The organism is Actinomadura luzonensis (assembly GCF_022664455.2).
Classification (GTDB): Bacteria; Actinomycetota; Actinomycetes; order Streptosporangiales; family Streptosporangiaceae; genus Nonomuraea; species Nonomuraea luzonensis.
This window is the reverse complement of the sequence record NZ_JAKRKC020000003.1, coordinates 876,237-894,582: the sequence shown is the minus strand read 5'-3', so window position 1 is coordinate 894,582 and position 18,346 is coordinate 876,237. Positions and strand designations below refer to the sequence as shown.

The following is an 18,346-nucleotide window of genomic DNA, read 5'->3' as shown; positions in this document are numbered from 1 at the left end:
CTCAGCCGCCGGGGAAGGCGATCCTGCGCACCCGGCGGACGGCGCGGCGCAGCACCGTGCGGTCCTGGGCGCGGGCCAGCTCCACGGCCTCGCGCCGCCAGGTCTCGGCCTTCTCCCGCCAGCGGGCCGCGTCCCTGGCGTGCTTGCCCGCCTCGCGCTTGAGCTGGGCTAGCTCGGCGCGCAGCGCGGCGACCCGCTTACGGTGCAGGGCCAGCTCCCTCTCGTGGCGGGCCGCGAGGAGGGCCGCTTCCGAGGGCCTGCGGCGGCGGGGCGGGTAGACGGCCGGGCGGCGGCGCAGGCCCCAGCTCTCGCCGTCCGCCCACTCCAGGCCGAAGACGGCGTCGAGGACGTCGTCGGGGTCCTCGCCCGGCGCCGCCACCAGGGCCGTCCTGGCGAGCGCCGCGGTGCGGTCCAGGCGGGCGGTCGTGACGCCCGTCGCCGTCTCCTCCAGCGCGATGAGCAGCGCGCCGAGGTCGTGCTCCTCCAGGTGGCCCACCAGGCGCTCCAGCGTGTCCGCGGCCGGGACCCAGCCGGGCGGGAGGGTCAGCAGGAACGGCGCGCCGGTGCCGGCCGGCCCGGCGGCCAGCCGCACCCGCGGGTCGTGCTCGAACGTGGCCCGGATCAGCCGCAGGTCGAGGTCCGGGTCGCGGAGCGGGGAGCGGCGCCCGTCGTCCAGCGACTCCCACGGGCCGGTGATCGTGACGCCGACGTCGGGCAGCGAGGAGGCCAGCAGGCCGTCCACCGTGGCGCGGACGTCCTCGTACGGCCCGGCCGGCACCGTCGCGTCCACGTACTGGACCAGCCACTGCCGCCCGGGGTCGGTGCGCAGGTAGCGGCGGTAGGGGACGCGGTCGGCGACGTACGGGTCGTTGTGCCGCTTCAGCGCGGCGTGCTCGCGCATGGCCGTCGGCAGGCCGAGGTGCCAGGCCCGCGCCTCCGGGTCCGGCACGAACGCCGCGCCCGCCTGCGTGAGGCGGTAGCCCAGCTCGGTGTCCTCGGCCAGGACGAGCGCCGTGTCCAGGCCGCCGATCGAGCGCAGCAGCGCCGCCGGGTACGACGCCGTCGCCCCCACGTGCACGCGGGAGACCAGCGAGCTGGGGGCGGTGCGCAGCCCGTCGTGCTCGGCGATGATCCGCTCCGCCCAGTCGTGGCGGTGCGGGGCGAGCGGGAACAGGTCCGCCTCCCGGCCGGCGGCCACCGCCCGCCGCACCTCGGCGGGGGAGGGCGGCGCGTCGGCGGCGGTGAAGTCGATCCAGCCGAGCACCACCGCGTACGGGACCAGATGGTGCCAGCGGAGCTGGGCCTCCACGTGGTGGCGGTGCGGCACCATGTCGGCGTCCAGCACGAGGATCACCTCGCCGGCGGCCGCGTCGAGGCCCGCCTGGACGGCCCACGCCCGGCCCCAGCCGCCCGGCGGGCTGCTGATCAGCTTGGTCCGGCCGGGCGCGAGGTCGGGCAGGCGCAGCGGGGTGGCGCTGCCGTCGTCCACGACGACGACGTCGAGCAGGTGCTCCGGGTAGGACTGGGCGGCGAGCGCGGCCAGCGTCAGCTCCAGCGTCTCCTGCCGGTCGTGGGCCGGGATGACGACGGTGACGGTGCGCGACGGCTCCCAGGCGCCGAGCGCGGGCGGGGTCAGCACGCCGAAGTCGTTGCGGCGGATGCGGATCATGGGGTCTCGTCCAGCTCCATCAGGGCGTTCGGCCGGAAACCGCGCCACTGGCGGCGGTTGCGCTGCAGGAACGTGCCGATCGGCTCCTGCCAGGTGTGGTTCGCGGCCGGGCCGCGGCGCAGGATGTAGCCGAGGCCGTGGGTGCGGTAGATCTGGCCGCCGGCCGCCTGCAGGGCCTCCTGGAACTGGGTGTCGACCGAGCGCCGCAGCGGGCGGAAGCCGCCCACCGCCTGGAACGCGGAGCGCTCCACCAGGATCGTGCCGCCCGCGACGAAGCTGGTGATCTGCTCGGTGACCTGCCTGCGGTGCACGGTGACGCCGATGGCGGCCAGGTACACGAACTCCGGGACCGTGCCGACCACCTGCGCGCCCGAGTAGGAGTGGGCGAGGAGCAGGTCGGACAGGAAGTCGGGGCCGTACCAGTCGTCGTCGTCCATCTTCAGCAGGAACGAGCCCGACGCGCGGGCCGCCGCCTCGTTCAGCACCTCGCCGAAGATCTCCTCGCGGCCGGCCTCGTACACGGTGAGGGGGTGCTTGAACGCCGCGACCGCCGCCGCCACCTCCGGATGCTCCTTCGGGACGCCGTGCAGGGCGAGCACCACCTCGAACTGCGCGCCGCGCTGGCGGGCGGCCTGGCCGAGGGCGAAGGCGACCATGTCGGCGCGGCGGGTGGCCAGCAGGATCGAGGTGAGCGGGGGAGCGGGCGGCGGCGCGCCGAGCTGCTCCCAGCGGGCCGCCACGCCGTGCGTGCGCAGGGCCGCCCGGCGCAGCCGGATGCTGTGCTCCTCGCGCCGCAGGTCGTCCGACAGGTCGGGGCGGCGCTCGATCAGCTCGATGACCTCGTCGCCGAGCGCCCCGGCCCAGCGCGGCACCCGCTCCGACACCAGCGGCACCCCGGCGGCGGCCAGCCCGGCGAGCACCCGCACGGCGGCCAGCGGGCCGCTGTGGGCGTGGTGCCAGCCGACCTCGACGGCGCGGATCTGGCGGAGTCTGGCCACGTCCGCGTCGGTGACGCCGCCCGACTCCGCGAACGAGGTGACGGCCTTGCCGTCCAGGACGACCGACCAGCGGCCGTCGCGCTCCAGCAGCGCGGCCGTGCCGCGCGACGGGGTGGTCACGAAGCCCTGGGGGTTGACCAGGCGCTCGTCCACCGGGGGGATCATGGAGGGGTCGGACAGGACGTCGGGGTCGGCGAGCGGCGAGCGGGCCATGCCGGGGCGGCCCAGGAGCTCCCAGCTCACGGCCTGGACGGCGGGGCGCTCGATCGGCTGCTCGTCGCCGGCCCAGGCGGGGGTCTCGTCCCCGCTCCAGGCGGGCGCGCCGGCCTCCCCGCCTGGCCCGGTGCCGGGCGGCGGCTCGTGGTCGTCGCCCGTCGTGCGCAGCACCATGTCGCCGCCGGGCGCTCCCACGCGCTCCGGGACCGGGCCGGTCAGGTCGGCGGGGGTCGCGTTCGGGTCGCCGGGACGCCAGTCGGCGGCCCCGACGCCGGCGATCGCCGCCGCCGGGGCGGTGATCACGTCGAGGCGGTGGCCGGCGAAGGCCCGGGCGGTGGCGGTGACCGTCCGGCCCGACGGGACGGGGGCGGAGAAGCGGGCGTCCACCACCCAGACCCGGTCGCGCGGCCGGTGCACGCGCAGGTCCGTCAGGGCCCGCCACCGGTGCGCGGGCGTCGGCGTGGGGACGGGCGCGGGGTGCGCGGCGGGCGTGTCCAGCACCGCCACGACCACCCGCGCCGACTCCGGCAGGAGCTTGTGGAGGGTAGCGGCGCGGCGCAGGTCGGCCGGGGTCCTGGCGAGGACCAGCACCGCGCGGGCCCGCCCGGGCCCGGCGTGCGGCTCCAGCAGGTCGTGGTCCAGGTCCACGACGCGGCGCCGGTCGCCGGCCGCGCGCAGCGGCTCCGGGTCGTCGAGCCCGGCGTGGAAGACGCTCGCGTCCGGGTGCTCGGTCAGGAGCTCGCGGATCATCCGGCGCTCCGGAGCTGCCGGATCAGGGCGGCGAGCGGTCCCTTCCCGTCGTCCTCCTCCTGGGGTTCGGCGGCGGACAGGCGCTCGACCTCGGCCCGCAGCCGCTCCACCGTGCGGGTCAGCTCCTTGATCTCGCCGAGCCGCCGTCCGGCGAGGGCCCGCCACTTCGCCGGGTCGCCGCCCAGCGGCTCGGCCTCCTCGGCGGTGGCGAAGCCGTACTCGGCGCCGCTGACCCACTCGGAGCCGTACATCTCGTGCACGAGGTCGTCGGGCGCGCCCGGGAAGAGGGCGGCGCGGGAGAAGGCGGCGGTGCGCTCCAGGCGGGCGGCGACGACGCCGTCCCGTCCCTCTGCCAGGGCGGCGCTGACCAGCCCCAGCGTCTCGCCGCCGGCGTGCTCGACGAGCCTGGCGAGGGTGTCGGCGCCGAGCACCCACCCGGTCGGCAGGCGGAGCCGGAACGGGGTGGGCGCGGCGCTCGGCGCCACGCCCTCCGCGAACGCGACCCGGGGCTCGTGCGCGTACAGGTTGTGCAGCAGCCGCAGGTCGAGCACGGGGTCGTCGAGGCTGGCCCGGCGTTCCCCGGTGAGCCGTCCCCAGGGGCCGACGAGGGTGACGGCGGCGTCGGGCAGCGTCCCCGCGAGGGCCGAGTCCACGCTCGCCCGCGTCTCCTCGTAGCCGCCGGCCGTGACGACCACCTCGACGTACGGCACCCGCCAGCAGCGGCGCGGATGGCTCCGCAGCCAGCGCAGGTCGGGGATCAGGTCGCCCAGGTACGACCAGTTGTGCCGGTGCACCTCCTTCTCCCGCAGCATCACGGTGGAGGGCCCGACGTGCCGGGCCCGCGCCTCGGCGTCCGGGACGAACACGGCGCCGGCCTGCGCCAGCCGGTAGCCCAGCTCGGTGTCCTCGGCCATGTTGAGCGTGACGTCCACGCCGCCGGCCGCGCGCAGCAGCCCGGCCCGCACGGACGCGGACGCGCCCGTGTGCAGCAGGTACGCCCCGCTCCCGGCCCGCCTGAGCCGGTCGGTGGCCGCCAGCCGCTCGCGCACGTACGCGGACTGCTCGCCCTCCTCGCCCGGCTCGCGCACGAACCGCGTCTCGCCCATCACCACCGCGTAGCCGAGGAGGTGGTGCCAGCGCATGTGCGCCTCGACATGGTCGTCGGCCGGCAGCATGTCGGCGTCCAGCCAGAGCACGACCTCGCCGGTGGCGGCGAGCTGCCCGGCCTGCCGGGCCGCGCCGCGTCCCCAGCCGTCGCGCACCCGCACGACCCGCGCCCCCGGCGCCTCCAGCGGCGGCTCGCTGCCGTCGTCGGCGACGACCACCTCGACCAGTTCGGCCGGGTACGTCTGCCGCGCCAGCGCCGCGAGCGTCCGCTCCAGCGCCTCCGCGCAGTCGCGGGCCGGGATGACCACGGAGACGGTCATCGACGGCCGCCAGGTCCCCGGCGCGGGCGGGCGGAGCACGCCGTAGTCGTTGTGCCTGATCCGGGGGCCGGGGTCCCGGCCGGCGAGGGGGCCGCTCATCCGCCGTCCCCGGCCAGGGCGCGGACCTCCGCGCGCAGCTCCTCCACCTCGCGCGCCCGCGCCATGGCGTTCACCCGGTCCTCGCCGAGGGAGGCGAGGATCGCGCCGATGTCCTCGGCCCGCCGCGCGGCGGACTCCTCGACGGCCTGCACCAGCAGGCCGAGGCGGGTGTCGATGGCCCTGAGCGCGGTGGTCGTGCGGGCCAGCTCGGCCTCGTACTTCTTGACCCGCAGGTCGATGCGGTGCGCCTTGCCGTCCAGGCGGCGCACGGTGACCGCGAGGAAGGCGAGGGCCGCCAGCAGGACGAGGAACGCCGCCGTGGCGGCGGCCACGCCGGCCGTCGTCCGTCCGGCGAGGACGAGCGTCACGAGGGCGGCGGCGGCCACGACTGCGAGGAGTGCGCCGATCGCTGCCAGTCGGCGGGGCGAGGACATCCGCGCATACCTTTCGTAGAGCACGCCTTCTACCACAAGGGAGGCGCTACGGACATGAGGGGATTATTGACACCCTAATCAACGGCGGCCCCTACCGTGCCACAAGTTCCTGGAGGAACCCTGGCAACCCGCGACCTCCCGCCACGCCCGGAGTGCCTGCTCTGCCGGAAACGCCACTCCACGGTCGGCACTTAACAAACGGGCGTAAGGTAGGCGCCGATCAATCCGCCCCGTGGTCCCGAGGAGCACCTGTCTCATGTCCGTCACCCCGTGCGGCTTCGTCCGCACGCCGGAGAAGGGCCTGGCCCGCCTGCACTGGGCGGGCACCGGCTGGGCCGTCGACGGCCGGCCGCCCGACGTCGCCGAGCTGCGCCCGCTGCGCGGCCTGGAGATCGAGTGGCCCGACGGGCCCGTGCCCCTGGACGGGCTGACCGCGCTGGCCGCGGCCGGCGTCCCGCTGACCGCCGAGGACGCCCCCGCCTGGGCCCCCGCCGACCTCGCCGCCCTGCTCACCGACCGCGACTGGCTGAGCCACGCCGCCGACGGCAGCCTCCGCTCCCTCGCCGACCTGCGGCGGGAGGAGCACAGCGTGCGCCTGCGCCGCCTGGCCCACCCGCTGCCCGAGCCCGGCCCGAGCGTCAGCGTCGTCATGTCCACCAAGCGGCCCGGCCTGGTCGGCGCCGCCCTCGCGCAGATGGAGCGGCAGCGCGGCGTCACGGCCGAGGTCGTGCTCGGGCTGCACGGCGTGCCGTTCGAGCAGGTGCGCGAGGCCGTCGAGAGCTGCGCGCTGCCGGTGCGGTGGGTGGCGGCCGAGGCGTCCGTGCCGTTCGGCGAGGTGCTCAACCGGGCGGCGGCGCTGGCCGAGGGCGACTACCTCGCCAAGTGGGACGACGACGACTGGTACGGCCCCCGGCACCTCGCCGACCTGTTCATGGCCCTGACGTACGCGGAGTCCGACGTGGTGGGCACCACGGCCGAGTTCTTCTACCTGGAGCCGCTGAAGGCCACGATCAGGCGCACCACGTTCGCCAGCGGGGCGCGCTACCCCAGCGAGGTGTACTCCGACCACGTGGCCGGCGGCACGATCATGGTCTCCACGGCGACGTTCCGCGAGACGGGCGGCTTCCCCGGCGTCGCGCGCGCGGTCGACCTCGAATTCCTCAAGGCCGCGAGCCAGGCGGGCGCCCGCGTCTACCGCACCCACGGGCTCGGGTACGTCCTGCGGCGCGGCCTCAGCGGCGACCACACCTGGCAGCTCCCGCTCGCCCACTTCCTCAAGGTCGCCGCCAACCAGTGGCGCGGCTTCCGGCCCAGCCTGCTCATGGAAGCCGTATGAGCGCACGCGCGCCCCGCGTGCGCGGGAACGACTACCGCACGATCCGGCCGCCCGCCCGCTTCACGCCGGAGCTCACGGTCAGCGTCGTCGTCCCCGCGTACGGCGGGCAGGACAAACTGGACCTGGTGCTCGCGGCGCTGGCCCGCCAGACGTACCCGGCGGAGCTCACCGAGGTGATCGTCGTCGACAACGGCAGCGAGCCGCCGCTGCGCCTGCCCGCCGACCGGCCCGCCCGCACCCGGCTCGTCGGCTGCCCCGAGCCCGGCCGGGCCACCGCCCGCAACGCCGGCCTCGCCGCCGCGACCGGGCAGGTCATCCACTGGCTCGACGCCGACGTGGTGCTCACGCCCGGCGCGCTCGAGGCCCACATGCGGTGGCACCACGCGGCGCCGTACCTGGTGGTCACCGGCTACCTCAGGTTCACCGAGGCCGAGGTGCCCGCCGAGCTGCCCGCCGACCTGGCGGCCGCCTTCGAGCCCGCCGAGCCGCACGCCTGGATCGTCGACCTCGTCGAACGCACCGACGGGCTCACCGACAACCCGCAACGCCCCTTCAGCCTGCACGTCGGCGGCGCGACCTCGGTCAACGCCCGCCTGATCGCCGCCGCCGGGCCCATGGACGACGACCTCGTCCTCGGCCAGGACACCGAGCTCGGCTACCGGCTGGCCCAGGCCGGCGCCGTCTTCGTGCCCGAGCCGGAGGCCCGCGCGTACCACCTCGGGCCCACCATGCGCATGCGCGACAAGCAGCCGATCGACCGGGTGAGCCACGCGTTCGTCGCCGACCGGATCCCGGCGTACCGGTGGCTGCGCGGGCATCCCGGACGGCAGTGGAAGGTGCCGTACGTGACCGCCGTGGTGGACGGCACCGCCGGCTACGACGCCGTGCGGGCCGCCGTGGACGCCCTGCTCGCCTCGACCGTGCCCGACCTGTCGGTGCTCGTCCTCGGCCCCTGGGACGACCTGCGCCGCGACCGCCGCGCCCCCCTCCTCGACCCCGCCCTCGACCTGGTGCTGGTCGAGGGCCACTACCGGCACGAGGGCCGGGTACGGCTCGCCGCCCGCGACGACGTGGACCCGGCCGTGCCGTTCGTGCTGCGGCTGCCCGCCGGCTGGGTGCCCGGCGAGGACAGCGTCGCCCGGCTGCTCGACCTGGCCCGCGACGACGGCCTCGGGCTCGTGGCCGTGCTGCTGCACGAGTCCGCCGACGGCGTCGTCGCCGCGCGGCTGGAACGCTCGTCCGCCTTCGCCCGGGCCCGGCTGGTCGCCGAGCCGGGGGAGGACCTGGACGACGTCGTGGACGAGGTGTCCGGGGTGACCTGGGTCGAGGGCGAGACGTACGGGTTCACCGCCTGCTCGCCCGGCGCGGCCGTCGCGCCGGTGGGGCGGCGCAGCGCGTACCGGGCCCGCGTGGAGGCGCGGGCCGAGGCCGAGCGGCTGGCCAAGGAGAACGAGCGGCTGCGGGAGCAGGTGGCCAGGTGGAAGGACGAGGCGGGGCGGTGGCGTAAGTCGGCGGTGGAGCTGCGGCGGGAGGTGGGGGCGCTGCGGCGGCAGCTGGCCGCCGCCGACCGGGCCCAGCGGAGCCTGCGGGCGCTCGTCTCCACCACCATGCGCCGCGCCCTCACCAAACGCCTCCGCGACTGACCCCGCCCCCGTGGCCGGACTCCTCCTGGCGGCCGTACGCACGCGGCCCTCGGTCGGTCACCCGCGTGCTCGGGCCGGGGGTGGGTCAGTTGGGGCGGAGGGCGGATTTGAGGCGGCGGAGGAGGGTCCGTTCGGCGGGTTCGACGGACACGGTCACCGGCTCGGGAGCCGGGATGGTGACCGGTTCGGGTTGCCGGGGCGCCGGCCAGAAGCGGTCCGGCGCCTCGTGGCGCACCCCGTGCGTGGCGTCGACGACGGCGTCCAGGTCGCTGCCGGGCTCGGCGAGCAGCAGCGCCCGCCCCAGCGCCGAGGTGCGCTCCAGCCGCGCCGTCCGCCCGTCGGGCAGGTCGACGACGAGCACGCCCGCGAGGTCCTTCTGCACGGACTCGACCATCCGCTCCAGCGTCGCCCGGTGCAGCGGCACGTCCACCGGCCCCCGGTAGCGGAACGGGCACGGCGCGGGCGTCGGGGCGGCCTCGTCGATGAGCCGGATGCGTTCGTCGTGCGCGAACAGGTCGCGCATGAGCCGCAGCTCGAAGCACGGGTCGCCGAGCACCGACCGCCGCCCGTCGCGCAGCCGCGACCACGGCCCCACCAGCGTCACCACGACGTCCTGGAGCTTGCCGCCGAGCGCCGCCGCCACCGCCTCGCGCACGACCGACTCGGAGGTGTCGGTGACGTCCAGCACCACCTCCACGTACGGCACCAGCCACCGCCGCCCCGGGTCCTTGCGCAGGTCCCTGCGCAGCGGGACGCGGTGCGCCAGGTACGGCTCCACGGCCCGCACGGCCCGCTCCCTGTCGCGGTGCTGCGCCGGCAGCCCCAGGTGCACGGCCTGCGCCTCCAGGTCGGGGACGAACACCACGCCGTGCATGGCGAGCCGGTAGGCGAACTCGGTGTCCTCGCCGCGCACCACCGTCGGGTCGAGGCCGCCCACGGCGTGGAAGACCTCGCGCGGCAGGGCGAAGGTCGGCCCGGTGCACACGTGGTACGGGTTGCGGCTCTTGCGCAGCCCGTCCGTCTTGGCGATCGTCGCCTCGGTGGAGCTGGCCACGGCCTCCTCCAGCGGGAACACCTCGCTCAGGTGCCCGGCGCGGAAGACCTGCGCCGGCGTGACGTCCGGCGGCTCGACGAACTTCTTCATCCCGATCGTGACCAGGTAGTCGGTCACGTGGTGCCAGCGGGCCAGCGCCTCGATGTGCTCGCGGCAGGCCACCATGTCGGAGTCGAGCCGCTGGATGATCTCCCCGTCGGCGGCCTTGGCGCCGGTGTTGACGGCGTTGGAGATGCCCCAGCCGTCGCGCACCCGGACCAGGCGCGTGTTGGCCGGCCGCAGCTCGGGCAGCCGGAGCGGCGGCTCGCTGCCGTCGTCGACGACGAGGACCTCCATCAGATGGTCCGGGTACGTCTGCGCCGCCAGCGCCGCCAGCGTCAGAGCCAGCTTTTCCGCCCCGCCGTGCGCGGGTATGACCACGCTCACGGAAAGGGCGGGTGACCAGGCGCCCAGCGTCGGCGCCTCGATCGGTGAGTAGTCGTTCTGCCACAGAGCAGGACGCGCGTTCATGGTCGTGACCCCCTGCCGAGACCTTATCGGGAGATGCTGAGAATTTCCTCAATAGCGTCGCTGTCCAACCGATAAGTCCGACCGGTGGACACGGCTCCGCGCCGGTCGCCCGCACCCCGTACACTCGGTGCCCAACACCGCAGGTAGGGAGTCATCATGAGCAGGTCGTGGCGTGGCCTCATCGAGGAGTACCGCGAACGTCTTCCCGTGACGACGAGGACGCCGGTCGTCACGCTGCTCGAAGGCGGCACGCCGCTGGTGCCCGCGCACCGCGTCTCCGCGCTCACCGGGTGCGACGTCTACCTGAAGGTCGAGGGGGCCAACCCCACCGGCAGCTTCAAGGACCGCGGCATGACGATGGCCATCAGCAAGGCGGTCGAGGAGGGGGCCAAGGCGGTCATCTGCGCCTCCACCGGCAACACCTCGGCCTCGGCCGCGGCCTACGCCGTCCGCGCGGGGCTGACCTGCGCCGTGCTGGTGCCGCGCGGGAAGATCGCCATGGGCAAGCTCGCCCAGGCGCTCGTGCACGGGGCCACGCTGCTGCAGGTCGAGGGGTCGTTCGACGACTGCCTGGAGATGACCCGCAAGCTGTCGTCCAGCTACCCGATCGCCCTGGTCAACTCGGTCAACCCGTTCCGGCTGCAGGGGCAGAAGACGGCCGCGTTCGAGATCGTCGACACGCTCGGCGACGCGCCCGACATCCACTGCATCCCGGTCGGCAACGCCGGCAACATCTCGGCGTACTGGATGGGCTACCAGGAGTACTTCACCGACGGCCTGGCGGCGAAGAAGCCGCGCATGTTCGGCTTCCAGGCCAGCGGCGCGGCCCCGATCGTCCAGGGCGCGCCGGTGACCCGCCCGCACACCATCGCCACCGCCATCCGCATCGGCAACCCGGCCTCCTGGTCGCTGGCCACGGCGGCGCGCGACGAGTCGGGCGGCACCATCCAGTCGGTGACCGACCGGCAGATCGCGGCGGCGTACAAGCTGCTGGCGCAGGAGGAGGGCGTGTTCGTGGAGCTGGCCTCGGCGGCCAGCGTCGCGGGCCTGCTCCAGGCGCACGGGCAGGGCCTGGTCGAGCCGGGGCAGCGCATCGTCTGCACGGTCACCGGCAACGGCCTGAAGGACCCTGACTGGGCCATCTCGGGGGCGCCCGCGCCGACGGTCATCCCCATCGACGTCCACGCCGCCGCGGCGGCGCTCAACCTCGCCTGACGGGGGTCACGGGGAGTGAGGATCTGATGTCCGAATGACGACCGTTCATGTCCGCGTGCCCGCCACGTCGGCCAACCTGGGCCCCGGATTCGACGCGCTCGGCCTGGCACTGAGCCTGTACGACGAGGTCGAGGCCACCCTCACCGGCACGCCCGGCGTCGAGGTGAGCGTGGCCGGCGAGGGCGCGGGGGAGGTCGATCTCGGCGAGGGCCACCTGGTCGTGCGGGCCATGCGCGAGGCGTTCGGCCGCATGGGCGTCCCGCAGCCCGCGGGCATCCGGCTGCGCTGCCACAACCGCATCCCGCACGCGCGCGGCCTGGGCTCGTCCTCGGCCGCCGTGTGCGCCGGCCTGCTCGCCGCCCGCGCGCTGAGCGGGGCCGAGTGGCCGGACGACGAGGTGTTCGCGCTGGCCGCCGAGCTGGAGGGCCATCCCGACAACGTGGCGCCGTGCCTGGCGGGCGGGCTGACCGTGGCCTGGTCCGACCACTCCGGCGTGCCGCGTATGGTGAGACTGGCTCCCGACCAGCGGGTCCGTCCTGTCGTCCTGATCCCGTCCGCGCGGCTGGCCACGGAGACCGCGCGGGGGCTGCTGCCGAAGGACGTGCCCCACAAGGACGCCTCCTTCAACGCCGGCCGGGCCGCGTTGCTGATCGCCGCGCTGACCCAGCGGCCCGAGTCGTGGCTTCTGCTCGCCGCCACCGAGGATCGGCTCCACCAGCACTACCGCGCGCCTGCGATGCCGGAGAGCGCGGGTCTGGTAGAACGTCTGCGTGGCGTGGGCGTCCCCGCGGTCGTTTCGGGAGCGGGTCCCACGGTTCTTGCGTTTTCGACCTCGGATACGCAGGATTTGATCGCGCCAGAAGTGGGTAATGACTGGCACATCCAGCTAATGGACGTCGACCCGGTTGGTGCGAACGTTCAGTTCCCCGAGACACGCTGATGCCTCTTTAGACCTTCAGGGAATAGCCGTGTGCGCTGGTGATGTTAGGCTGATAGCCGCACCAGATGCCCCCTTGGTGGGTGCGTGCTTGTCAGCCACACATCGCTGCATCATGCTTCACGTCGCGAGGCGTGGGCAGCGCGGCTGTCTCCCCGGAATTAGTCGCCTCCGGTTGGCCCACACCCGGTTGGCCCGAAAAGAGGCGGCGACGACGGGGATCTGCGCGTTCGAATCATTTCGTCATCTGGTTGGCGACAGCAATCTGGGGGGTGTCAGCCACGCGCCACGGCCCAGCGGCGGCGTGGACGAACCCCTCCCCAAGAGTGGCGGCCGTCTCCAGCGACAGCCGAAGATCGCAAAGTGCACCCCGACCCGGTCTGTCCCGCCGGATCGCAAGCACCTCCGGGACGCCCGGCAGAACAAAACCGGCGCCCGACCCCTGGGAAGGACCTTTTAGTTGAGCGACACCACCGAACTCCTCTCCGACGCACCAGGCGCTGAGCCCGCGTCCGGCGACACCCCCACTCGCGCCGCGGCCAAGCCCCGTGCGCGTCGCTCCGGCACCGGCCTGTCCGCCAAGGTGCTGCCCGAGCTGCAGAAGATCGCAGCTGAGCTGGGCATCAGCGGGACGGGGCGCATGCGGAAGAGCCAGCTCATCGCGGCCATCCAGGAGAAGCAGGGTGGCGGTTCCGGAGACGGCGCACCGGCCCAGACGGCCGTCGCCGAGGCGCCCGCGACGGCGCCCGCCGTGACGGCCGAGCCGGCCCCCGCGGCCGAGCGGCCCACCCGTACGCGCAGGGAGCGTTCCCGCGTCAAGCCGGCCGCCGAGGAGCCCGCGCCGCAGCCCGTGGCCGCCGCGCCCGAGCCCGTGGCCCAGGCTCCCGAGCCCGTGGCCGCGCCGGCCGACCCGGTCGTCGAGCAGCCGCAGGCCGCCGACGCCGGGCAGAACGAGACCCGCGCCGAGCGCGGCGAGAGCCGCAGGGAGCGCCGCAGCCGTGGCGAGCGCCGCGAGCGCGGCGAGCGCGCCACCGACCGCGGTGACCGTGGCGAGCGCGGTGACCGTGGCGAGCGCGGTGACCGTGGCGAGGGCGGCCGTTCCGAGAGCCGTTCCGAAGGCCGCGCGGACGGCCGCGACGGCCGCGCCGACGGCCGTGACGGTCGCGGCGACGGCCGTGACGGTCGCGGCGACGGCCGTGACGGTCGTGACGGCCGCGGCGACAGCCGCGCCGCCGACGCGGGCAGCCGCGCCGACCAGCGCGGTGACCAGCGCGGTGACCAGCGGGGTGACCAGCGCGGCGGCATCGACGACGACGAGCGCGGCGGCCGCGGCCGCCGGGGCCGCTTCCGTGAGCGCAACCGCGGCCGCGGCCGTGAGCGCTTCGAGGCCGGCGACCCCGTCATCGGCGACGACGACGTGCTCATCCCGATCGCCGGCATCCTCGACATCCTCGACAACTACGCGTTCGTCAGGACCAGCGGCTACCTGCCGGGCAGCAACGACGTCTACGTCTCGCTGGCCCAGATCCGCCGCAACGGCCTGCGCAAGGGCGACGTCATCACCGGCGCGGTCCGCCAGCCCCGCGAGGGCGAGCGGCGCGAGAAGTTCAACGCCCTGGTCCGCCTCGACACCGTCAACGGCATGGACCCGGACCAGGCCCGCAACCGGCCCGACTTCAACAAGCTGACGCCGCTCTACCCGCAGGAGCGCCTGCGCCTGGAGACCGAGCCGAACATCCTCACCACGCGGATCATCGACCTCGTCTCCCCGATCGGCAAGGGCCAGCGCGGCCTCATCGTCTCGCCGCCCAAGGCCGGCAAGACGATGGTGCTGCAGGCCATCGCCAACGCGATCACCCGCAACAACCCCGAGTGCCACCTGATGGTCGTGCTCGTGGACGAGCGGCCGGAAGAGGTCACCGACATGCAGCGGTCGGTGAAGGGCGAGGTCATCCACTCGACCTTCGACCGTCCGGCCGAGGACCACACCACGGTCGCCGAGCTCGCCATCGAGCGCGCCAAGCGCCTGGTGGAGCTGGGCCACGACGTGGTCGTCCTGCTCGACTCGATCACCCGCCTCGGCCGCGCCTACAACCTGGCGGCTCCGGCGTCCGGGCGCATCCTGTCGGGTGGTGTCGACTCCACGGCGCTCTACCCGCCCAAGCGCTTCTTCGGCGCCGCCCGCAACATCGAGAACGGCGGCTCGCTGACGATCCTCGCCACGGCCCTGGTCGAGACCGGGTCCAAGATGGACGAGGTCATCTTCGAGGAGTTCAAGGGCACCGGCAACATGGAGCTCAAGCTCAACCGCTCCCTGGCCGACAAGCGCATCTTCCCGGCGGTGGACGTCGACGCGTCCGGCACCCGTAAGGAAGAGATCCTCATGGCCAGGGAAGAGCTCCAGATCGTCTGGAAGCTGCGCCGGGTGCTGCACGCGCTCGACATGCAGCAGGCGCTGGAGCTGCTCCTGGAGAAGATGAAGGAGACCAAGTCCAACGCGGAGTTCCTCCTGCAGGTCCAGAAGACCACGGTGAGCAACGACCGCGACTAGCGGACAGGCGTCACGAGAAGGGCGGCGGGGCGACCCGCCGCCCTTTTTCGTGTCCGGAATACGGGGGCTAGCCCCACCTCATGAGGGAAGTCACCTGTATTCACCTTCCGGCCGTCGCCCGGCAGGCTGGAGGGCATGCGATCGGTGGCGTTGAAGGACCGGGTGCCGTTGGGGCCCCATGGGCCGCTCGGGGTGCTGATGGACCCCATGACGTGGCGGGCGGTGCCGTACCTGCTGGTCAGCGGGGCGATCGGGCTCGGCTGGTTCATGGTGTTGTCGTTCGCGGTGCCGGTCTCGCTCACGCTGGCGGTGGTGTGGGTCGGCGTGCCGCTGGCCATGGCGACGGTGCTGATGTGGCGCGGCGGGGCGATGCTGGAGCGCCGGATGCTGCGGGCGGCGTTCGGGGTGCGGATCGCCGACCCGTACCGGCGGCGGCCCGAGGGCGGGGTGGGCGCACACCTCCAGTGGCTCGTCACCGACCCCGCGACCTGGAAGGACCTCGGCTACCTGCTCATGCTGCTGCCGCTCGGCGCGGTCGAGGTGGCCGTGTCGGTCGCGTTGTGGCTCGGGTCGGCGGGGCTGCTGCTGGCGCCGCTGCTGCTGGAGGTGAGCCGCGCCCAGGGTGATCCTTACCGGGTGGAGGACCAGGTTGCGGCCTGGGTCTGCGTGCTGTTCGGCCTGGCGCTGCTCGTCCTGGCCGGCTATCTCACGCGCGGCATGGCCTGGCTGCACGGGACGCTCGCGACCGTGCTGCTCGGCGGCGGCGAGGAGGAGCGGCTGCGGGCCAGCCGCGCCCGTGGCGTGGACGCCGCCGAGGCCGAGCGGCGCAGGATCGAGCGCGACCTGCACGACGGGGCCCAGCAGCGGCTGCTGTCGGTCGCGGTGGACCTCGGCCGGGCGCAGGCCAAGTTCGACACCGACCCCGACGAGGCGCGCACCCTCATCGCGCAGGCCCACACCGGCACCAAGGCCGCCATCGCCGAGCTGCGCGACCTCGCCCGGGGCATCCACCCGGCCATCCTCAGCGACCGCGGGCTGGACGCGGCGCTGTCGGGCCTGGCCGCGCGGGCGCCCGTCCACGTGGACGTCAACGTCGAGCTGAGCGAGCGGCCGCCGGCCGCGGTGGAGAGCATCGCCTACTTCACCGTCGCGGAAGCCCTCGCCAACCTGGCCAAGCACGCCGCCGCCACGGAGGCGTCGGTGTCGGTGTTCCGCGACGGCGCCGCGGTGGTGGTGGACGTGTGGGACAACGGCGTCGGCGGCGCCCTCGTCACGCCCGGCGGCGGCCTGGCGGGCCTGGCGGACCGGGCGGCCACCATCGACGGCGTGCTGGTCGTGCACAGCCCGATCGGCGGCCCCACCATGGTGCGCGCGGAGCTGCCCTGCGAATGGTAGGCATGGGTCCATGCGCGTGGTCATCGCCGAGGACTCCGTACTGCTGCGCGAAGGGCTCGCCCGGCTGCTGGCCGACGGTGGCATCGAGACGGTGGCGGCCGTGGCCGACGGGCCGGCGCTGGAGGCCGCGGTCCGCGAGCACGAGCCCGACCTGGCCATCGTCGACGTCCGCATGCCGCCCACGCACACCGACGAGGGCCTGCGGGCGGCGCTGCGGGTGCGCGCCGAGCGCCCCGACTTCCCGATCCTGGTCCTGTCGCAGTACGTCGAGGAGCGCTACGCGGGCGACCTCATCGGCCGGGCCGTCGGCTACCTGCTGAAGGAGCGGGTGGCCGACCTCGCCGACTTCCTGGAGGCGGTGCGGCAGGTCGCGGCGGGCGGCACCGTCATCGACCCCGAGGTGGTCGTGCAGCTCCTCAGCCGGCAGCGGCGCGGCGCGCCCCTGGACTCGCTCTCGCCGCGCGAGCGCGAGGTGCTGGCCCTCATGGCCGAGGGCCGCTCCAACACCGCCATCGCGGCCCGCCTCGTCGTCACCGAGGGCGCGGTCGAGAAGCACATCTCCGGCATCTTCGCCAAGCTGGCCCTCGGGCCCGCGCCCGAGGACCATCGGCGGGTGCTCGCCGTGCTCACCTACCTCGGCAGGTGAGCTACCGGACGTCCACGAACTCCTGCGGCGACAGCGACGCCCTGGTCGTCCGCGTGCCGGGCACCCGGACGCGGTAGTAGCCGTCCTTGCGGGCCGTGTAGGTCTTGGCGTACCTGCCGGTGGAGGTGGTCTTGGCGAAGCCGAGCAGCTTGTACGTCCTGGTGCCCTTGACCTTGAAGTACACCTCGACCGTCTTGCGCGGGTACGCCTTCGTCCCCCGGTAGACCTTGCCGGACACCTTGACCGTGCCGCCGGCCCTGACCTTGTTCGGGGCCGAGATCGTGACCCGGGACTTGGTCTTCTTCGACGCGCCCGCCGCGGGCGCGGAGACCGTGAACCCGGCCACGCCCTTGAGCGTCTGGCCGTTCCTGTGGGCGTACACCTCCAGCGTCCAGTCGCCGGGCGCGGTGTCGTCGGCGAAGTACGTGCTGCCGCGGTACTTGCCGTCGGACTCCCTCGCCAGGTCGCCCAGGTCGTAGAACTCGCCGCCGCCCGCGCTGACCAGCTTGGCCGACACCGAGGCGGCGTCCTTCACCGTCGCCTCGACCGAGACCTTCACGTCCTTGCCGGTGACCAGCCTGACCGGGTCGGGGGTGACCTTGGCGGCGGAGATGCCCTGCTTGCCGGACACCTGCACGACGAACGGCGTGGTGGACGTGCCGGTGTCGCGGGCGACGACGACGCTGAGCTTCCACTCGCCCGCCGGGTCGTCCTGGCCGATGCGCCACCTGCCGACGATCTTCTGCGTGGCCGCGGTGTCGCCCGCCCTGAAGTCGAACGTCACCGTCCTGACGCCCTTGCCCGGCGCCTCGATGCCGCCCGTCACGCCCGTGACCTTGGCGGGCTCCTTGAGGTTGAGCGTGACGGTGCCCTCGACGTCGTTCTGCAGCGGGACGTACGCGGCGGCCGAGGCGTCACCCGTGAAGTCACCGGCCCGCGCGTACGAGGCGGGCGCGAACGACGTCGTCAGGAGAACGGCGGCCCCCATGGCGGTCACGAGCAGCGACCGCAGCCTTCTCTTCATCGACGGGAATCCTTACCGGAGTGAGGGATGGTGCGAAAGAGCCTATTGCGACGAGCCCGGGCCTGCCGAGGGGATGCGCGGGAATGGGCGATGGCCTGGGATGGTTGCACGATCTGGCACACTGGTAGCTGACCATTTTGCGGTTCCGGTTCCCGCCACGCTCGAAGGCGACCCGGCGGCCGCACCCCGAAAGGACAGCGATGAAGCGCGACATCCACCCCGATTACCACGTGACGCAGGTCTCCTGCTCCTGCGGTAACACCTTCACCACCCGCAGCACCGCCAAGAACGGCGTGATCCACGCCGACGTGTGCTCCGCCTGCCACCCGTTCTACACGGGCAAGCAGAAGATCCTCGACACGGGCGGCCGGGTGGCGCGCTTCGAGAAGCGCTTCGGCAAGAAGGCCGCGGGCAAGTAGCTCTCCACACGCCGGCCCGGCCG

At 74.2% G+C, this 18,346-nt stretch carries 14 protein-coding genes; 8 read left to right on the top strand and 6 right to left on the bottom strand.

The window, feature by feature from the left end; all coding sequences use genetic code 11:
* Nucleotide 1: 1 nt before the first annotated feature.
* From MF672_RS49195 to MF672_RS49180, 4 genes are read right to left on the bottom strand one after another with little or no spacing between them, the layout of a single operon-like run.
* On the bottom strand, nucleotides 2-1,669 hold the full coding sequence (locus tag MF672_RS49195; protein ID WP_242376272.1) for a glycosyltransferase family 2 protein: 1,668 nt from the start codon (nucleotides 1,667-1,669) through the stop codon (nucleotides 2-4).
* Complete coding sequence (locus MF672_RS49190; protein ID WP_242376273.1) at nucleotides 1,666-3,633, bottom strand: glycosyltransferase; 1,968 nt, start codon at nucleotides 3,631-3,633, stop codon at nucleotides 1,666-1,668. Before MF672_RS49190 ends, MF672_RS49195 begins: the two co-directional genes overlap by 4 nt.
* Entirely contained in the window at nucleotides 3,630-5,159 is a 1,530-nt protein-coding gene (locus tag MF672_RS49185) for a glycosyltransferase family 2 protein (protein WP_242376274.1), read from the bottom strand. The genes MF672_RS49190 and MF672_RS49185 overlap by 4 nt, the downstream gene beginning before the upstream one ends.
* Nucleotides 5,156-5,593, bottom strand: a complete 438-nt coding sequence (locus MF672_RS49180; RefSeq protein ID WP_242376275.1) for a hypothetical protein — start codon at nucleotides 5,591-5,593, stop codon at nucleotides 5,156-5,158. Before MF672_RS49180 ends, MF672_RS49185 begins: the two co-directional genes overlap by 4 nt.
* A gap of 256 nt (nucleotides 5,594-5,849) precedes the next feature.
* On the opposite strand from MF672_RS49180, the gene MF672_RS49175 reads away from it, so the two are divergent.
* Both MF672_RS49175 and MF672_RS49170 read left to right on the top strand, forming a co-directional pair.
* A complete protein-coding gene (locus MF672_RS49175; protein WP_242376276.1) occupies nucleotides 5,850-6,929 on the top strand; it encodes a glycosyltransferase family 2 protein in 1,080 nt (359 codons plus the stop codon).
* Nucleotides 6,926-8,572 carry a glycosyltransferase family 2 protein gene (locus tag MF672_RS49170; RefSeq protein ID WP_242376277.1) on the top strand — a complete coding sequence of 549 codons (1,647 nt, stop codon included), beginning with the start codon at nucleotides 6,926-6,928 and terminating at the stop codon, nucleotides 8,570-8,572. The genes MF672_RS49175 and MF672_RS49170 overlap by 4 nt, the downstream gene beginning before the upstream one ends.
* An 85-nt stretch (nucleotides 8,573-8,657) precedes the next feature.
* Here the strand turns inward: MF672_RS49170 and MF672_RS49165 are convergent, their stop codons facing one another.
* The gene (locus tag MF672_RS49165; protein ID WP_242376278.1) at nucleotides 8,658-10,136 is read right to left on the bottom strand and encodes a glycosyltransferase family 2 protein; all 1,479 of its coding nucleotides are present in this window, start codon (nucleotides 10,134-10,136) and stop codon (nucleotides 8,658-8,660) included.
* Nucleotides 10,137-10,292: 156 nt separating this feature from the next.
* Here MF672_RS49165 and thrC point away from each other — a divergent pair, with 156 nt between their 5' ends.
* From thrC to MF672_RS49140, 5 genes are all read left to right on the top strand, one after another.
* Complete coding sequence (gene thrC / locus MF672_RS49160) at nucleotides 10,293-11,351, top strand: threonine synthase (RefSeq protein ID WP_242376279.1); 1,059 nt, start codon at nucleotides 10,293-10,295, stop codon at nucleotides 11,349-11,351.
* A 34-nt stretch (nucleotides 11,352-11,385) separates the two neighbouring features.
* Nucleotides 11,386-12,291 (top strand): homoserine kinase, encoded by a 906-nt coding sequence (gene thrB / locus MF672_RS49155; protein WP_242376280.1) that lies wholly within the window; start codon nucleotides 11,386-11,388, stop codon nucleotides 12,289-12,291.
* 457 nt (nucleotides 12,292-12,748) lie between these two features.
* On the top strand, nucleotides 12,749-14,839 hold the full coding sequence (gene rho / locus MF672_RS49150) for a transcription termination factor Rho (protein ID WP_247815811.1): 2,091 nt from the start codon (nucleotides 12,749-12,751) through the stop codon (nucleotides 14,837-14,839).
* A gap of 135 nt (nucleotides 14,840-14,974) precedes the next feature.
* Nucleotides 14,975-16,234, top strand: a complete 1,260-nt coding sequence (locus MF672_RS49145; protein ID WP_242379424.1) for a sensor histidine kinase — start codon at nucleotides 14,975-14,977, stop codon at nucleotides 16,232-16,234.
* Between the two features lie 10 nt (nucleotides 16,235-16,244).
* The gene (locus tag MF672_RS49140) at nucleotides 16,245-16,880 is read left to right on the top strand and encodes a response regulator (RefSeq protein WP_242379423.1); all 636 of its coding nucleotides are present in this window, start codon (nucleotides 16,245-16,247) and stop codon (nucleotides 16,878-16,880) included.
* Between the two features lies 1 nt (nucleotide 16,881).
* Here MF672_RS49140 and MF672_RS49135 read toward each other — a convergent pair whose 3' ends face one another.
* On the bottom strand, nucleotides 16,882-17,904 hold the full coding sequence (locus tag MF672_RS49135) for a hypothetical protein (protein ID WP_242379421.1): 1,023 nt from the start codon (nucleotides 17,902-17,904) through the stop codon (nucleotides 16,882-16,884).
* Nucleotides 17,905-18,104: 200 nt separating this feature from the next.
* On the opposite strand from MF672_RS49135, the gene rpmE reads away from it, so the two are divergent.
* Nucleotides 18,105-18,323, top strand: coding sequence for a 50S ribosomal protein L31 (gene rpmE / locus MF672_RS49130; protein ID WP_111179920.1), 219 nt, complete (start codon nucleotides 18,105-18,107; stop codon nucleotides 18,321-18,323).
* Nucleotides 18,324-18,346: the final 23 nt, after the last annotated feature.

Excerpts from the sequence above, each read along its gene's own strand:
- MF672_RS49195 (WP_242376272.1), bottom strand. The coding sequence starts at position 1,669 with ATGATCCGCATCCGCCGCAACGACTTCGGCGTGCTGACCCCGCCCGCG.
- MF672_RS49190 (WP_242376273.1), bottom strand. The coding sequence starts at position 3,633 with ATGATCCGCGAGCTCCTGACCGAGCACCCGGACGCGAGCGTCTTCCAC.
- MF672_RS49185 (WP_242376274.1), bottom strand. The coding sequence starts at position 5,159 with ATGAGCGGCCCCCTCGCCGGCCGGGACCCCGGCCCCCGGATCAGGCAC.
- MF672_RS49180 (WP_242376275.1), bottom strand. The coding sequence starts at position 5,593 with ATGTCCTCGCCCCGCCGACTGGCAGCGATCGGCGCACTCCTCGCAGTC.
- MF672_RS49175 (WP_242376276.1), top strand. The coding sequence starts at position 5,850 with ATGTCCGTCACCCCGTGCGGCTTCGTCCGCACGCCGGAGAAGGGCCTG.
- MF672_RS49170 (WP_242376277.1), top strand. The coding sequence starts at position 6,926 with ATGAGCGCACGCGCGCCCCGCGTGCGCGGGAACGACTACCGCACGATC.
- MF672_RS49165 (WP_242376278.1), bottom strand. The coding sequence starts at position 10,136 with ATGAACGCGCGTCCTGCTCTGTGGCAGAACGACTACTCACCGATCGAG.
- thrC (WP_242376279.1), top strand. The coding sequence starts at position 10,293 with ATGAGCAGGTCGTGGCGTGGCCTCATCGAGGAGTACCGCGAACGTCTT.
- thrB (WP_242376280.1), top strand. The coding sequence starts at position 11,386 with ATGACGACCGTTCATGTCCGCGTGCCCGCCACGTCGGCCAACCTGGGC.
- MF672_RS49145 (WP_242379424.1), top strand. The coding sequence starts at position 14,975 with ATGCGATCGGTGGCGTTGAAGGACCGGGTGCCGTTGGGGCCCCATGGG.
- MF672_RS49140 (WP_242379423.1), top strand. The coding sequence starts at position 16,245 with ATGCGCGTGGTCATCGCCGAGGACTCCGTACTGCTGCGCGAAGGGCTC.
- MF672_RS49135 (WP_242379421.1), bottom strand. The coding sequence starts at position 17,904 with ATGAAGAGAAGGCTGCGGTCGCTGCTCGTGACCGCCATGGGGGCCGCC.
- rpmE (WP_111179920.1), top strand. The coding sequence starts at position 18,105 with ATGAAGCGCGACATCCACCCCGATTACCACGTGACGCAGGTCTCCTGC.